Raw genomic sequence first — 15,550 nt, 5'->3', positions numbered from 1 at the left:
CCACCCTGGCTACCCGGGCTCCCGGCGGTAAATCGCCGCTACGCGGTACCTTCGGCTTATTCCTTCCGGCTTATCGGGGACGGGCGGAGGTAACATCCCTGTAAAGCCCGCCCTCTCGGCGCATCCATGCGCCTCGCCCTGTACAGTCCGGGGACATGGTAGACAGGTGTTCGGGGACATGGTGAACACTTTTTAACATCCTTTACCCATGGTGATCGACTTTTTCTTCAGGTCGATCACCCCCACTTTCGTGCTGTACCACCACACTTCATAGCAGCCGTCATCCTGCGTCTCCCTCAGCCCGACCCGTTCTCCCCTGAACGCCTTGCCTGCGCTCAGACTGACACCCTGTATGCTCAGCTTTCCGCTGACATCCACTTTCCTGACCTTCACCCCTTCATCGTACTCAGGTGGCGTTACGCTGCCGCTGTACTGCCGGGCAGACGGCTGATAACGCGAGGCCGGTACCGCCATATCCAGCGCCTCGTGCGGGCGTTCAAGGTTGTACACCGTGCGCCAGTGATCGAAAGCGCGTTGCAGCTCTCCGCTGTCCGCGAACCATTTTCCCTGCAGCACTTCCGCCTTCAGGCTGCGGTGAAAACGCTCCAGCTTGCCCTGCGTCTGCGGATGATAAGGCCGGGAGTGCCCCACCCGGATACCGTGGCGCATCAGCCACAGCTCCAGCGCCGTCCAGGTGCCGGTGGTGTCGCCCCACGGTGAGCCGTTGTCCATCGTCATCCTGTCCGGCAGGCCGTAGCGTTCAAACGCGCTGACCAGCTGCTGCTGCACGGTCTCGCGCCGTTCATCGGTACAGTGCGCCAGGCACAGGGAAAAACGGGAGTGGTCGTCCAGCAGGGTGAGCGGATGGCAGCGGCCACCGCCAAAGGGAAAAGTGACCCTTAAAATCCATCTGCCAGAGCCGGTTCGGCGCGTCATGTTCGAAGCGTCCCGTAGCCGGAACGCCCGGTGATGCGCCCGGCAGCAGACCGTGACGGGCCATCAGATTATGGACGGTGCTGAAGGCGGGCATACGGTGCCCCTGGTCTTCAAGCCAGCGCTTAATCTTGCGGGCGCCCCAGCGTTGATGACGGTCATGCGCCATGCGCAGCAGGGCCGTGATGTCGTCAGATGAGCGGTTCGGGGAATGATGAGGTGCGCGGGAGCGGTCCTGAAGACCGGAGGCACCTTCCTCAGCCCAGCGCTGAAGCCACTTGTAGCCGGTGGCAGGAGAAATGCCGAACTGACGGCAGAGGAAACGGATGTTCGCCCCGTCCTGCGAGGCGAACAGTACAAACTCGGTACGTAATGACATGGTATCTCTCGCATCCCAGGGCATAAGCGACTCCATAAACGGGTTCTTATGCCTCAGTTGTAAGTGTCTACCATGTCCCCGAACAAGTGTTCACTATGTCCCCGGACCGTACAGCCCCGGCCTGCAGGAAACGCCTCAGCGATTTACAGCCGGACCATAGCGTCGCTGTAAGACCTCTGCCCGCAGTATGCTTTTCATTGCGGTAATTTTGCGAGTCTCTTTCCAGAAATGGTAATATCCTCAGTGGTATAGCTCAAATCTATTGCCGCCTGTTTTGATGAGCAGTAAGTTCTCTTTGCACCTGCAAAATCAGGTGCCGGGTTTAGCATCCTGGCTTATCTTATCGGCGGCACATTATGTGCAGCATGCTTTGCTACATCTCAATGGTGGGCTGAGCAGGGGCATCGAAAGATGCGCCGGTATCCGATAAGGCCGGTAATGCTAACTCTGTTCAGTCCACCACCAGCGAAGTTAGCATTTCCGGTGGTGGAAGCTTTATCACTTATCGGAGGCTGCCAATATGGCTACTACCTCAACCCAAGCTCATTCTTTATTCACCCTGCCCTTCAACCACGCCACCGACTTCACCGAACTGGCGGATAACTGCGAACGTTTTACCGACGCACTGGTAGATTGCGAAGAACCCGCCCCAAAAATGGCGCTTTACGGCAGACTTTATGCCTGTCTGAATCTTCTGCAACCCACGCTTCTGGAACCTGTTCCGGACGCTTTAAAAGCCAGCCTGACCGTGAAGGAACTCCCGTCACGCGTTCCGGCTTTCGAACCCGAATGCGATCAGCTGGGGCGCTACTGTCAGGAGCTTACGCAGATGCTGATGAACGGCTCACTGTCGCGACAATCTGAAATCGTGATGGAAGATTTGCTGTGCGAGCTGGTCAGCTACTTTGCTGATACGCTGAAGGCACCGCGCTGGCTGCAGACAGACGAAGGCACAATCGCGATCGGCTAAACCTGCCGGATGGCGCTGCGCTTATCCGGTCTACAAAAGACCCATAAAAAAACCCGCCGAAGCGGGTTTTTAGCATTTGTTACAACGGGCACATTACTGCAGCAGCGAAATATCCGCCACGCGCAGGAACAGCTCGCGCAGTTTTTCGAGCATGGAGAGACGGTTAATACGCAGTTCTTTATCTTCTACGTTCACCATCACTTTCTCGAAGAAGGCGTCGATCACGTCACGCAGCTCCGCCAGCTCCACCAGCGCTTCCTGGTAGCGACCTTCCGCGAAGTACGGCTCGAGCTTGTCGCGCAGCACCACAACCTGCATCGCCAGGGCGATCTCTTCCGGCTCTTTCAGCGTCGCGGCGTTTACGCGCTCGTTCAGCGTCTCGTCGGATTTCGCCAGGATGTTGGATACACGCTTGTTGGCCGCCGCCAGGGCAGATGCCGCTTCCAGCGTACGGAAGTGGGAAACCGCCTTCATACGCGCATCGAAATCAGCCGGACGGGTTGGACGACGCGCCAGCACCGCCTGAATGGTGTCGACGGTGTAACCTTCGTCCTGATACCACGCGCGGAAACGGCCGAGCATAAAGTCGATCACGTCATCCACAACGTTCGCGTTGGTCAGCTTGTCGCCGTACAGACGCACCGCTTCTTCGGTCAGGGTCTGCAGATCAAGGTTCAGGTTCTTCTCAACGATGATGCGCAGCACGCCCAGCGCGGCACGACGCAGCGCAAACGGGTCTTTATCGCCTTTCGGATGCTGGCCGATGCCGAAGATACCCGCCAGGGTGTCCATCTTATCGGCAATCGCTACAGCGCAGGCAACCGGGTTGGACGGCAGATCGTCGCCCGCAAAGCGCGGCTGATACTGCTCGTTCAGAGCTACGGCCACGTCTTCCGCTTCGCCATCGTGACGCGCGTAGTGCATGCCCATTACGCCCTGGGTGTCGGTGAATTCGAACACCATGTTGGTCATCAGGTCGCATTTGGAGAGCAGGCCCGCGCGGGTCGCGTGGTTAACGTCGGCACCGATTTCACGGGCGATCCAGCCGGACAGCTCCGCGATACGGTCGGTTTTGTCGCGCAGCGTACCCAGTTGCTGCTGGAACAGCACGGTCTGCAGGCGCGGCAGGTTATCTTCCAGACGCTTTTTACGGTCGGTATTGAAGAAGAACTCGGCATCCGCCAGACGCGGGCGCACCACTTTCTCGTTACCAGAGATAATCTGGCTCGGATCTTTCGATTCGATGTTCGCCACGAAGATGAAGTTTGGCAGCAGCTTGCCGTCGTTGGCGTAAACCGGGAAGTACTTCTGGTCACCCTTCATGGTGTACACCAGCGCTTCTGCCGGAACGGCCAGGAATTTCTCTTCGAATTTCGCGGTCAGCACAACCGGCCATTCCACCAGAGAAGTGACCTCTTCCAGCAGGCTGTCGCTCAGGTCGGCATTACCGCCAATCTTACGCGCCGCTTCTTCCGCGTCCGCTTTAATTTTGGCTTTACGCTGTTCGTAGTCGGCAATAACTTTACCGCGTTCCAGCAGGATCTGCGGATACTGGTCGGCATTGTCGATGGTGAACTCTGGCTCGCCCATAAAGCGGTGGCCGCGGATCACGCGATCGGACGCCACGCCCAGAATGGTCGCCGGGATAACGGTGTCGCCCAGCAGCAGGGTCACGGTGTGTACCGGACGCACGAAGTGTACGTCAGACGCGCCCCAGCGCATCAGCTTAGGAATCGGCAGCTTCGCCAGAGAAGTGGCGATCATGTTTGGCAGCAGCGCTTCCGCGCTTTCGCCTTTCACGTGGGCACGGTACAGCAGCCATTCGCCTTTATCGGTGGTCAGACGCTCGGCCTGATCGACGGTGATGCCGCAGCCGCGCGCCCAGCCTTCGGCAGCCTTGCTTGGCTTGCCTTCCGCGTCAAACGCCTGGGCAATCGCCGGGCCACGTTTTTCAACTTCACGATCCGGCTGAGACGCCGCCAGATTTGCCACTTTCAGCGCCAGACGACGCGGTGCAGCAAACCACTCAATTTTACCGTGCGCCAGGCCAGCGTTATCCAGCTCGGCGGTCACGTTCGCAGCAAAAGATTCAGCCAGGCTGCGCAGGGCTTTTGGTGGCAGCTCTTCGGTGCCGATTTCCACCAGGAAAGTTTTCTCAGACATGGCCGCCTCTTATTTGTTTCGGTTGCACATCGGGAAGCCAAGGGCTTCACGGGACGCGTAGTAAGCTTCTGCAACGGCTTTGGTCAGGGTACGAATACGCAGAATGTAGCGCTGACGTTCAGTCACGGAGATCGCTTTGCGGGCGTCCAGCAGGTTGAAGCTGTGGGCGGCCTTCAGAATACGCTCGTAGGCAGGCAGCGGCAGCGGAGTTTCCAGCGCCAGCAGCTGCTGTGCCTCTTTCTCGTACTGCTCGAAGCAGGTGAACAGGAAATCCACGTCCGCGTATTCGAAGTTATAGGTGGATTGCTCCACTTCGTTCTGATGGAACACGTCGCCGTAGGTGGTTTTACCCAGCGGGCCGTCGCTCCAGACCAGGTCGTAAACGCTGTCTACGCCCTGAATGTACATGGCCAGACGTTCCAGACCGTAGGTGATTTCACCGGTGATTGGCTTACATTCCAGACCGCCAACCTGCTGGAAGTAGGTGAACTGGGTCACTTCCATGCCGTTCAGCCACACTTCCCAACCGAGACCCCAGGCACCCAGCGTTGGGTTTTCCCAGTTGTCTTCCACGAAACGGATGTCGTGGATGGTTGGATCCATACCCAGCTCTTTCAGCGACCCGAGATACAGTTCCTGAATGTTGTCGGGTGATGGCTTAATCACAACCTGGAACTGATAGTAATGCTGCAGACGGTTCGGGTTTTCACCGTAACGACCATCGGTCGGACGACGGGAAGGCTGCACATACGCGGTCGCCATTGGCTCTGGGCCCAACGCGCGCAGGCTGGTCATCGGGTGTGAAGTGCCGGCGCCGACTTCCATGTCCAAAGGTTGAACAATGGTACAGCCCTGACGAGCCCAGTAATCCTGTAAGGTCAGGATCAGGCCCTGGAAGGTCTTGGTATCAAACTTTTGCATAGTATTTCGTGCTGGATACGTGTGGTTTTAAATGGAAGGGACCAGTATACCCGCTGGCTGCAAGATATACAGTACGAAACGGGGTTGTTTAGGGAAAATTGGGAAATAAGCCTTCCGGCCAGAACGCTGGCGGCGTCTGGTTGTTGATTATGCGAGCAGGCTAGCGCATGGAGAGATGTAAAAACTGACCGTCCGCATCAAACGAGCAGACAAAGCCCTCTTTACGCGCAGTATACCCTCTAAGCTCATAGCTGCCCTGAAAGCGCTCGAATCCGATGACGTTAATTTTCTGAACGTCCGAGTTATAGCGCCGAGCGGCCCGCTCTTTACAGAGCGCTTCCATATTCAGCGAACGCTCCGGGCTTATTTTTCCCTGCTGCGCTTTTTGCACGGGGACTTCCTGTGGCGCACTGCATCCTGCCAGCATCAACAGCAGAAAGAGTGATGCCACACGCTTCATCATCATTTTTATTACCGTCCTGGTCAGCGGCTGTTATTTTTAATATCAACACTTTTATAGATTAAGGTCTGCCATTCTGCGAATCTCGCGGTCTCCCGGCAAGCCTGCGCATAAAACTCAGAATTTTCCAAACGAAGACTTTTGGACAATGGGAGTCCCACTCACTTTACAGGGAATAAGAGGAACTGATGCCGTCAAAAATTAACTGGATTGATAACCTGCGAGGAATAGCGTGTCTGATGGTGGTCATGATCCACACGACGACCTGGTATGTCACGAATGCCCACAGCATCAGCCCCGTTAACTGGGATATTGCCAATATCCTCAACTCCGCGTCGCGCGTCAGCGTGCCGCTGTTTTTTATGATTTCCGGCTTTCTCTTTTTTGGCGAGCGTAGCGCGCAGCCGAGGCACTTCATCCGCATCGCGGCCTGCCTGGGGTTCTACAGCGCCGTTGCCCTGCTCTATATCACCCTGTTTACCTCCATTAACGCCGGGTTATCCCTCAAATATTTGCTGCAAAAACCGGTTTTCTACCACCTGTGGTTCTTCTTCGCCATCATCGTTATCTATCTGGTCTCTCCGCTCATTCAGGTGAAAAACGTCAGCGGGAAAATGCTTCTGGCCCTGATGGTGGTGATTGGCATTGTCGCCAACCCGAACACGGTTTCGCAGAAAATCGACGGTTTCGAATGGTTGCCGGTAAATCTCTATATCAACGGCGACACCTTCTACTACGTGCTTTACGGCATGCTGGGGCGCGCCATCGGAATGATGGACACGCAAAAGCGCGGTCTGAACTGGCTCTGCGGAGCGCTGTTTATCGCCGGCGTGGCGGTGATTTCACGCGGGACGCTACATGAGCTTCAGTGGCGCGGCAATTTTGCCGATACCTGGTATCTGTATTGCGGGCCGATGGTCTTTATCTGTGCCGTATCGCTGCTCACGCTCGTTAAAAACACCCTGAATGCGCGTCCCCTTCCCGTGCTGGGCTTTATCTCGCGGCACTCGCTGGGAATTTACGGTTTTCACGCGCTGGTGATCCACGCCCTGCGAACGAGGGGCGTTGAACTCAAAAACTGGCCGGTGCTGGATATCGTCTGGATTTTTGCCGCTACGCTGGTTATCAGCCTGCTGCTGTCGATGCTGCTGCAAAAAATCGACACGCGCCGCTTCGTCAGCTAACGCTGCGCTGCCGGGCGCGGTGGTACTGGCGCGGGGAGGAAAACCCTGCCGCCAGCGAGGCCTGTTCCACGCCGCGCCCCTGCATCAGCCACTGCTCCGCCACCGCCAGACGCAGCTGCTCCAGATAATCGCGGACGCTAATCCCTAAATGCGTCTGGAAAAGCCGGGTGAGATGGCGCGGGCTGACGTGCGCCAGGGCGGCGATATCAGGCAAGCTCCACGTTTTTTGCGGCTCGGCGGTGAGCGCATCCTGCGCCCGATGGATCGCCGGATGAAGATGGTTGCGGTAGCGCAGCCACGGTGAAAGCTGGGGATCGTCACCGGAACGGCGGAACCAGACCACCATCTCGCGCGCCACGGCCAGCGCCTTTTCGGGACCGCACAGGCGGTTAATCATATGCAGCGCCAGATCGATGCCCGACGTGATCCCCGCGCTGGTCCAGATATTCTCGTCCTGTACAAAGATGCGGTTTTCTTTAATCGTCGCCGTGGGAGCCACAGTGCGTAAACGGCTGATAACGTCATGGTGGGTTGTGCACTGTTTGTTATTCAGCAGGCCCGATTTCGCCGCCAGCAGCGCACCAGAACAGACGCACATCACCGTGATATCCCGGCGCTGAATGACCGGCTGCAGGCGCATTAGCCAGTGCTGGATCTGCTGCGCCTGCGGCGTTGAGAACTGAACGCGGGAGTCGCTCACCCCCGGCAGGACCAGCAGACTCCCCGGAGGCAGACTTTCCGGCAACGGCTGGATGCCGCCCATCGTCAGGCCTATCGACGTCGGCACGTCCGGTTGCGGCCCAATGTAATGCAGACGAAACGCGTCGCCAGCCAGCACAAAGGTCTCCGCCGGGCCTGACATATCCAGTGCCAGTACCCCGGGTAACATCACGAACCAGACGTCGATGCGCATTACAGTGACTCCAGCGTCTCCGCTACCGTTTTAATTTCGGCAAAACGCCCGGCCAGTACCGTCTCGGTACGATGGCGAATTTCCGCTGCGCTCAGGGTAATGCCCTTGTACATCATGGGAAACGTCAGCGTTGCCTCGCTCACAAACGTCACAGCATAACCCAGATCGGATGCTACCCGAGCGGTGGTTTCGCAGCATTGTTCCGTGCGAATGCCGCAGATAATCAGCTGGTTGATATCTCGCTCGCGCAGCCAGCGGTCAAGCCCGGTATCCGTGAAGGCATTATGGACGTGTTTCTGGAAAACCACATCCGGCTGATGACGCAAAAAGGCCATCGGTTTGACATAGCCGCTTTGCAGCGTGAAGGGGCCGTCTTCATCCACATGAAAAATATCAACAATTGGAATACCGCGCGCCTGGCAGCCTTCAATCAGCCCCAGCATCGCCTGCTGAAAGGCAGGAATGTCGCCCTCCTGCCAGTAAGGGCGATGATGGAAGGACTGCTGAGTATCAATATTGATGAGTGCAATGCGTGACATGATAAATCTCCTCGCCAGTGGGTGTGTCACCATACTGGCAAGGAAAGAGAGGCACGCACAGACCAAAAAAGGACAACCTCGTGCCTCTGTCGGACAAGCGAGTTTATGACATCAGCGGCAGCAACTGCTGATAGATTTTGCGGAACACCTCGCGCCTTTCTGCATAACGGGCATGTCCTGCCGCGTCAGGCACATGCGCCTGTTCAAGCGTAAGCTGCGGCAGCAGCTGCGAAAGCGGCTTTTCCGGGTTCATAGCGATCTGCGCCAGACGCGCGGCGCCGAGCGCGGGGCCAACATCCCCTCCCGTGCGGAAATCCAGCTGCAACCCGCTGATATCCGCCAGCATCTGTCGCCAGTAAGGGCTTCGCGCGCCGCCACCAATCAGGGTGACGCTCGCCGGTTTCAGGCCGCAGTCGTGCACTACATCCATTCCGTCGGCCAGTGCATACCCCACACCTTCCAGAACCGCACGCGCCAGCTCTGCCGGGCCGTGCTGATGGGTTAGGCCAAAGAATACCCCTTTCGCTTCCGGGTTGTTGTGCGGCGTACGCTCGCCAGAAAGATAGGGTAAAAACCAGACGGTACTCGCCGCGTCATCCGCCTGCTGCGCCGCCGAAATGAGTGCCGGAACGTCCGCCATGCCGGTAAGCTTCGCCGCCCAGTCCAGGCAGGATGCCGCGCTCAGCATCACCGACATCAAATGCCATTTTCCCGGAAGCGCATGACAGAAACTGTGCACAGCGCTTTCGGGATTGCTGCGATAGCCGTCGCTGACGGCAAAATAGACCCCAGAGGTTCCCAGCGACAGCATCGCCTGCCCCGCCTCAACCATCCCAACACCCACGGCACCCGCCGCGTTATCACCGCCCCCGGCCACCACCGATACGGCAGGCATATTCCAGCGTTCCGCAACGTCTGGCAGCAGCGTACCCGTCACCTCACAGCCTTCGAACAGCGCGGGCATATGTTCCCGGGTCAGATGGCAGGCATCCAGCATCGCCTCGCTCCAGTCGCGTTTCGCCACGTCGAGCCACATCGTGCCGGCGGCATCGGACATGTCGCTGGCGAAATCGCCCGTCATGCGAAAACGCAGATAGTCTTTTGGCAACAGGACTTTCGCCACCTGACGGAAAATCTCCGGCTCGTGGCGCTGTACCCACAAAAGTTTTGGTGCGGTGAAGCCCGGCATCATCAGGTTGCCCGTAACCTCGCGGGACGTGGGCACACGCGCTTCAAGGATTGCGCACTCTTCCGCACAGCGGCCATCGTTCCAGAGAATAGCCGGGCGCAGAACGCGATGCTGGCTATCCAGCAACGTTGCACCATGCATTTGTCCGGCAATGCCCAGCGCTTTCACGTCGCGCAGGCTGTGCTGCTCGCCTAAGGCTTTTATCGCGCGATCCGTCGCCTGCCACCACTGCTCCGGGTCCTGCTCCGACCACAGCGGATGCGGGCGTGAAACCTGCAGCTTTTCAGTCTGCGTTGCTAACACGTCGCCCTGCTCGCTTAACAGGATGGCTTTCACACCCGATGTGCCAAGATCGATCCCGATATACATTGTGGTGACTCCTTTGACAGAAATGCCCGGTGGCGCTTCCGCTTACCGGGCCTGGATGCTGTTATTTATCGAACAGGTAGTGATTAACCAGGTTTTCCAGCAGTTCCTGATGCCCGCTCTGGTGCTGCGGCGCCAGCTGCTGTTGTTCAGCGTACTTCGCGATGTCCGCAAGCGATAACTGACCCTTCAAAATTTGCTGGCCCAGCTCACTGTTCCAGCCGCTGTAGCGCTTCGCCACGCGCTTATCCAGCTCGCCGTCTTCAATCATACGCGCCGCCACTTTCAGCGCCAGCGCCATGGTGTCCATCGCGCCAATGTGGCCGTAGAACAGATCGTATTTGTCGGTGCTCTGGCGACGCACCTTGGCGTCAAAGTTAAGGCCGCCGGTGGTGAAACCGCCCGCTTTGACGATCTCGTACATCACCAGCGCATTCTCTTCCACGCTGTTCGGGAACTGGTCGGTATCCCAGCCCAGCTGCGGATCGCCGCGGTTCGCATCTACCGATCCGAAGATGCCCAGCGCAATCGCAGAGGCAATTTCGTGGTGGAATGAGTGGCCCGCCAGGGTAGCGTGGTTAGCCTCAATATTCACTTTGATCTCTTTTTCCAGACCAAACTGCTTCAGGAAGCCATACACGGTGGCGACATCATAGTCGTACTGATGCTTGGTTGGTTCCTGCGGTTTAGGCTCGATCAGCAGCGTGCCGCGGAAGCCGATTTTGTGCTTATGGTCGACAACCATCTGCATAAAGCGGCCAATCTGCTCGCGCTCCTGGCGCAGGTCGGTATTGAGCAGGGTTTCATAGCCTTCACGGCCGCCCCACAGGACATAGTTTTCGCCGCCCAGCTGATGCGTAGCGTTCATTGCCGTCACCACCTGCGTAGCCGCCCAGCTAAACACTTCCGGATCCGGGTTGGTGGCCGCACCCGCACCGTAGCGTGGGTTGGTGAAGCAGTTTGCCGTACCCCAGAGCAGCTTCACGCCGCTTTGCTGCTGTTTTTCTGCCAGCACGTCCACCATCTGCGCAAAATTGTTCAGGTACTCTTTCAGCGACGCCCCTTCCGGCGATACGTCAACATCATGGAAGCAGTAGTACGGCACGTTCAGCTTGTGGAAGAACTCAAACGCCACATCGGCTTTGCGTTTCGCCAGCTCGATGGCCTCACCCGGCTGTTGCCACGGACGGTCAAAAGAACCCACGCCGAACATATCGGCGCCGTTCCAGCAGAAGGTATGCCAGTAACAGGCGGCAAAGCGCAGATGATCTTCCATGCGCTTACCCAGCACCAGCTCATCCGGATTGTAGTGACGAAATGCTAAAGGATTGGTCGTTTTTGGGCCTTCGTAACGAACGCGATCGAGTTGGTCGAAATAAGCTTGCATATTGAGCTCCATAATCAGGGTATGCGGCGAGTCGTTGATTCAGGAGTAATAGTGAATAGACATTTTGGGTTGCTCAATTACGTTATTTCACACTGCTATTGAGAGAATGCACAACTGTGCGCTGGCTCGCAAAATAATGCGCAGACAAACTATTTTTCGGCGCACATTCCAGAATCAAATGTAATTAAGGCGTTACGAATTTTAAAATCCGATCGCGGTCATAAATTCAGAAATAAACCAAATATCGTAATGAGAAGATAAAAATCTGTAATTGCCAGCCCGCCTTTCCGCGTTAAAAATTTGCTGCGACCCAGCAGTGAATGTTTCTTTTATCTCAGCAACACATACCCCTACAAAAAGGCCTAATAATTATGAAGATAAAGAACCTGACCCTAACACTCTGCACTACGCTCCTCCTTGTAAGCTTTGCAGGGCATGCCAAGGAGGTCAAAATTGGTATGGCGATTGATGACCTGCGTCTGGAGCGCTGGCAAAAAGATCGCGATATTTTTGTGAAAAAAGCGGAATCACTCGGTGCGAATGTGTTTGTTCAGTCGGCTAACGGCAATGAAGAAACGCAAATGTCGCAGATCGAGAATATGATCAACAGGGGAGTCGATGTTCTGGTCATTATCCCTTATAACGGCCAGGTATTAAGTAACGTGGTGAAAGAAGCGAAGCAGGAAGGCATAAAAGTTCTCGCTTATGACCGCATGATTAATAACGCCGATATTGATTATTATATTTCCTTCGACAATGAAAAAGTGGGCGAATTACAGGCGCAAAGCCTGATCGACAAAGTGCCTCAAGGCAATTATTTCCTGATGGGCGGTTCGCCGGTGGATAACAACGCCAAACTGTTCCGCGAAGGGCAAATGAAGGTCCTTAAGCCGTACATCGACAGCGGCAAAATTAAGGTGGTCGGCGATCAGTGGGCCGACGGATGGTTACCAGAAAATGCCCTGAAGATTATGGAAAATGCGCTGACGGCCAATAACAACAAAATTGATGCTGTCGTGGCCTCCAACGATGCCACAGCAGGCGGGGCTATTCAGGCTCTGAGTGCCCAGGGGCTGGCCGGTAAAGTCGCGATTTCTGGTCAGGATGCCGACCTGGCGGGCGTAAAACGCATTATCGCAGGAACTCAGACCATGACGGTCTACAAACCGATTACCGAACTTGCCAATACGGCGGCGGAAATTGCCGTTGAGCTGGGCAACGGTAAGCAACCTAAAGCAGATGCAACGCTCAATAACGGCCTGAAAGACGTTCCGGCTCGCCTGCTCACGCCAATTGAAGTCAATAAAGAGAACATTGACGCCACCGTTATTAAAGACGGTTTCCACAAGAAGAGCGAACTGTAATCCGGCGCTGCCCCTGCCCTGCGGGGGCGCATCACGTTGTACTGTTCTTCCCTCGGGTTATGTGGAGCAGTTATGCCTTATTTACTTGAAATGAAAAGCATCACCAAGCGCTTCGGCGCGGTGAAAGCCGTCGACAACGTCAGTCTCCGGTTGAACCCTGGCGAAGTGGTTTCGCTGTGTGGCGAGAACGGTTCGGGCAAATCAACGCTGATGAAAGTCCTGTGTGGGATCTACCCGCACGGCAGTTACGAAGGCGAAATTGTCTTTGCTGGTGAAGTCATCCAGGCGACGCACATTCGCGACACCGAACGTAAAGGCATCGCCATCATCCACCAGGAGCTGGCGCTGGTGAAACATCTCACCGTGCTGGAGAACATCTTCCTCGGAGCCGAGATCTCCCGCCACGGCGTGCTGGATTACGACACCATGACGCTCCGCTGTGAAAAGCTGCTGGCGCAGGTGAGCCTCAACATTTCACCGGATACCCGCGTGGGCGACCTGGGCCTGGGGCAACAGCAGCTGGTCGAAATTGCGAAGGCGCTGAATAAACAGGTCAGGCTGCTGATCCTCGATGAGCCAACGGCGTCGCTCACCGAACAGGAAACTGCGGTTCTGCTCAATATCATCCGCGATCTGCAAAACCACGGTATCGCCTGCATCTACATTTCGCACAAGCTGAACGAGGTAAAAGCCATTTCGGACACCATCTGCGTGATCCGCGACGGGCAACACATCGGCACGCGTGAAGCTGCGGGCATGAGTGAAGATGACATCATCACCATGATGGTGGGCCGCGAGCTGACCGCGCTCTACCCGAATGAGCCCCACACTACGGGCGGTGAAGTGCTGCGCGTGGAAAACCTGACCGCGTGGCACCCCGTTAACCGCCACATTAAGCGGGTCAATAACGTTTCGTTTTCCCTTCACAGCGGCGAAATTCTTGGGATTGCTGGGCTCGTCGGTGCCGGGCGTACCGAAGCCGTGCAGTGCCTGTTTGGCGTGTGGCCAGGACGCTGGGAGGGCACGATATATATAGACGGCCAGCCCGTGAGAATCGACAACTGCCAGCAGGCGATTGCTCGCGGCATTGCCATGGTGCCGGAAGACCGCAAAAAAGACGGCATCGTACCGGTCATGGCGGTGGGTAAAAACATCACCCTTGCGGCACTCGATCGGTTCTCCGGCGCGCTGAGCTGCCTGGATGATGCCGCCGAGCAGCAGTGCATCCTTCAGTCACTTGCCCGGCTGAAGGTCAAAACCTCCTCGCCGGAACTGGCGATTGGTCGACTGAGCGGCGGTAACCAGCAGAAGGCGATTCTGGCACGCTGTCTGCTCCTTAATCCACGCATATTAATCCTTGATGAGCCGACGCGCGGGATCGATATCGGTGCCAAATACGAAATCTACAAACTGATTAATCAGCTTGTACAGCAAGGGATTGCCGTCATTGTCATCTCGTCTGAGTTACCCGAAGTGCTCGGCCTGAGCGACCGCGTGCTGGTCATGCACGAGGGGAAACTGAAAGCCAACCTGATTAACCAGAACCTGACGCAAGAGCAGGTGATGGAAGCCGCTTTAAGGAGCGAACGTCATGTCGAAAAGCAATCCGTCTGATATCAAAGTCGCTGTTCCGACGCCCGGCGCGTTCGCGGGGCTAAAAGCGCTGAACCTGCAGGTTTTCGTGATGATCGCGGCGATTATCGTCATCATGCTGTTCTTCACGTGGATGACGGATGGCTCGTACTTAAGCGCGCGTAACGTCTCAAACCTGCTCCGCCAGACCGCCATCACCGGCATCCTGGCCGTGGGCATGGTGTTCGTGATCATCTCTGCGGAAATCGACCTGTCGGTCGGGTCGATGATGGGTCTTCTCGGCGGCGTGGCGGCCATTTTTGACGTCTGGCTCGGCTGGCCGCTGCCGCTAACCGTCGCGGTTACGCTGGTACTGGGGCTGGTTTTAGGGGCCTGGAACGGCTGGTGGGTTGCCTATCGGAAGGTGCCATCGTTTATCGTCACCCTGGCGGGAATGCTGGCCTTCCGCGGGATCTTGATCGGTATCACTAACGGCACGACCGTCTCCCCGACCAGCGCGGCGATGTCCCAAATTGGCCAGAGTTACCTCTCGGACAGCATAGGCTTTACGATCGGCGTGGTGGGACTGCTGGCGTTTGTCGCGTGGCAGTGGCGTGGACGTATGCGCCGTCAGGCGCTGGGTCTTGCGTCGCCAGCGTCAACGTCCGTGGTAGGACGTCAGGCGCTGACGGCGGTCATTGTGCTGGGCGCCATCTGGCTTCTTAACGACTATCGCGGCGTTCCGACGCCGGTACTGCTGCTGGCGCTGTTACTGCTCGGCGGCATGTTTATGGCGACGCGCACCGCGTTTGGCCGTCGTATTTATGCCATCGGCGGCAACCTTGAAGCTGCTCGCCTGTCGGGTATTAACGTCGAACGTACCAAGCTGGCGGTTTTCGCCATTAACGGCCTGATGGTCGCTATCGCCGGGTTGATCCTCAGCTCGCGTCTGGGGGCAGGCTCTCCTTCCGCCGGTAACATCGCCGAGCTGGATGCTATCGCTGCCTGCGTCATCGGTGGCACCAGCCTCGCAGGCGGTATCGGTAGCGTGGCGGGCGCGGTCATGGGGGCATTTATCATGGCGTCGTTGGATAACGGGATGAGTATGATGGACGTCCCGACGTTTTGGCAGTATATCGTCAAGGGGGCCATTCTTTTACTGGCAGTCTGGATGGACTCTGCCACCAAGCGACGAGCCTGATAACCGCAT

At 56.9% G+C, this 15,550-nt stretch carries 12 protein-coding genes and 2 pseudogenes; 6 read left to right on the top strand and 8 right to left on the bottom strand.

Translation table 11 applies throughout. The features are described from left to right. Positions 1-192: 192 nt before the first annotated feature. Positions 193-1,336, bottom strand: a pseudogene (locus DG357_RS00925) (IS481 family transposase). A 383-nt stretch (positions 1,337-1,719) separates the two neighbouring features. Between DG357_RS00925 and DG357_RS23275 the strand changes: the two are divergent. Beyond that, positions 1,720-1,944, top strand: a pseudogene (locus DG357_RS23275) (hypothetical protein); the annotation flags it as partial. After that, complete coding sequence (locus DG357_RS00920; protein ID WP_286088285.1) at positions 1,872-2,282, top strand: hypothetical protein; 411 nt, start codon at positions 1,872-1,874, stop codon at positions 2,280-2,282. The pseudogene DG357_RS23275 and the gene DG357_RS00920, both read left to right, overlap by 73 nt. A 93-nt stretch (positions 2,283-2,375) precedes the next feature. Here DG357_RS00920 and glyS read toward each other — a convergent pair whose 3' ends face one another. From glyS to DG357_RS00905, 3 genes are all read right to left on the bottom strand, one after another. Beyond that, positions 2,376-4,445, bottom strand: a complete 2,070-nt coding sequence (gene glyS, locus DG357_RS00915) for a glycine--tRNA ligase subunit beta (protein WP_028015075.1) — start codon at positions 4,443-4,445, stop codon at positions 2,376-2,378. 9 nt (positions 4,446-4,454) lie between these two features. Next, positions 4,455-5,366 carry a glycine--tRNA ligase subunit alpha gene (gene glyQ, locus DG357_RS00910; RefSeq protein ID WP_003860141.1) on the bottom strand — a complete coding sequence of 304 codons (912 nt, stop codon included), beginning with the start codon at positions 5,364-5,366 and terminating at the stop codon, positions 4,455-4,457. A gap of 160 nt (positions 5,367-5,526) precedes the next feature. Beyond that, positions 5,527-5,832 carry a YsaB family lipoprotein gene (locus tag DG357_RS00905; RefSeq protein ID WP_028015074.1) on the bottom strand — a complete coding sequence of 102 codons (306 nt, stop codon included), beginning with the start codon at positions 5,830-5,832 and terminating at the stop codon, positions 5,527-5,529. A 182-nt stretch (positions 5,833-6,014) separates the two neighbouring features. Between DG357_RS00905 and DG357_RS00900 the strand changes: the two genes are divergently transcribed. After that, a complete protein-coding gene (locus DG357_RS00900; RefSeq protein WP_059353756.1) occupies positions 6,015-7,010 on the top strand; it encodes an acyltransferase in 996 nt (331 codons plus the stop codon). On the opposite strand, the gene DG357_RS00895 is transcribed toward DG357_RS00900, so the two are convergent. From DG357_RS00895 to xylA, 4 genes are all read right to left on the bottom strand, one after another. After that, positions 7,003-7,923, bottom strand: coding sequence for a GlxA family transcriptional regulator (locus DG357_RS00895; protein WP_045260023.1), 921 nt, complete (start codon positions 7,921-7,923; stop codon positions 7,003-7,005). The genes DG357_RS00900 and DG357_RS00895 overlap by 8 nt on opposite strands. Then, positions 7,923-8,462, bottom strand: a complete 540-nt coding sequence (locus DG357_RS00890; RefSeq protein ID WP_088204495.1) for an isochorismatase family protein — start codon at positions 8,460-8,462, stop codon at positions 7,923-7,925. The genes DG357_RS00895 and DG357_RS00890 overlap by 1 nt, the downstream gene beginning before the upstream one ends. Positions 8,463-8,565: 103 nt before the next feature. Continuing rightward, a complete protein-coding gene (xylB, locus tag DG357_RS00885) occupies positions 8,566-10,020 on the bottom strand; it encodes a xylulokinase (RefSeq protein ID WP_088204494.1) in 1,455 nt (484 codons plus the stop codon). 61 nt (positions 10,021-10,081) lie between these two features. Further along, positions 10,082-11,404, bottom strand: a complete 1,323-nt coding sequence (gene xylA / locus DG357_RS00880; RefSeq protein ID WP_088204493.1) for a xylose isomerase — start codon at positions 11,402-11,404, stop codon at positions 10,082-10,084. A 371-nt stretch (positions 11,405-11,775) separates the two neighbouring features. Between xylA and xylF the strand changes: the two genes are divergently transcribed. The 3 genes from xylF to xylH all read left to right on the top strand — a co-directional run bounded on the left by xylF (position 11,776) and on the right by xylH (position 15,541). Continuing rightward, the gene (xylF, locus tag DG357_RS00870; RefSeq protein ID WP_041911619.1) at positions 11,776-12,768 is read left to right on the top strand and encodes a D-xylose ABC transporter substrate-binding protein; all 993 of its coding nucleotides are present in this window, start codon (positions 11,776-11,778) and stop codon (positions 12,766-12,768) included. A gap of 72 nt (positions 12,769-12,840) precedes the next feature. Then, complete coding sequence (locus DG357_RS00865) at positions 12,841-14,382, top strand: xylose ABC transporter ATP-binding protein (protein WP_088204492.1); 1,542 nt, start codon at positions 12,841-12,843, stop codon at positions 14,380-14,382. Then, entirely contained in the window at positions 14,360-15,541 is a 1,182-nt protein-coding gene (gene xylH / locus DG357_RS00860; RefSeq protein WP_041911621.1) for a xylose ABC transporter permease XylH, read from the top strand. The genes DG357_RS00865 and xylH overlap by 23 nt, the downstream gene beginning before the upstream one ends. The last annotated feature ends 9 nt before the right edge of the window (positions 15,542-15,550 follow it).

Origin of the sequence: Enterobacter bugandensis (assembly GCF_900324475.1) — a bacterium.
Lineage (GTDB): Bacteria > Pseudomonadota > Gammaproteobacteria > Enterobacterales > Enterobacteriaceae > Enterobacter > Enterobacter bugandensis.
This window is presented reverse-complemented; position numbering and strand designations above follow the sequence as displayed.

Bases quoted from the DNA above. Each gene is read 5' to 3' on its own strand.
- glyS (WP_028015075.1), bottom strand. From the start codon at position 4,445: ATGTCTGAGAAAACTTTCCTGGTGGAAATCGGCACCGAAGAGCTGCCA.
- glyQ (WP_003860141.1), bottom strand. From the start codon at position 5,366: ATGCAAAAGTTTGATACCAAGACCTTCCAGGGCCTGATCCTGACCTTA.
- DG357_RS00905 (WP_028015074.1), bottom strand. From the start codon at position 5,832: ATGATGATGAAGCGTGTGGCATCACTCTTTCTGCTGTTGATGCTGGCA.
- DG357_RS00900 (WP_059353756.1), top strand. From the start codon at position 6,015: ATGCCGTCAAAAATTAACTGGATTGATAACCTGCGAGGAATAGCGTGT.
- DG357_RS00895 (WP_045260023.1), bottom strand. From the start codon at position 7,923: ATGCGCATCGACGTCTGGTTCGTGATGTTACCCGGGGTACTGGCACTG.
- DG357_RS00890 (WP_088204495.1), bottom strand. From the start codon at position 8,462: ATGTCACGCATTGCACTCATCAATATTGATACTCAGCAGTCCTTCCAT.
- xylB (WP_088204494.1), bottom strand. From the start codon at position 10,020: ATGTATATCGGGATCGATCTTGGCACATCGGGTGTGAAAGCCATCCTG.
- xylA (WP_088204493.1), bottom strand. From the start codon at position 11,404: ATGCAAGCTTATTTCGACCAACTCGATCGCGTTCGTTACGAAGGCCCA.
- xylF (WP_041911619.1), top strand. From the start codon at position 11,776: ATGAAGATAAAGAACCTGACCCTAACACTCTGCACTACGCTCCTCCTT.
- DG357_RS00865 (WP_088204492.1), top strand. From the start codon at position 12,841: ATGCCTTATTTACTTGAAATGAAAAGCATCACCAAGCGCTTCGGCGCG.
- xylH (WP_041911621.1), top strand. From the start codon at position 14,360: ATGTCGAAAAGCAATCCGTCTGATATCAAAGTCGCTGTTCCGACGCCC.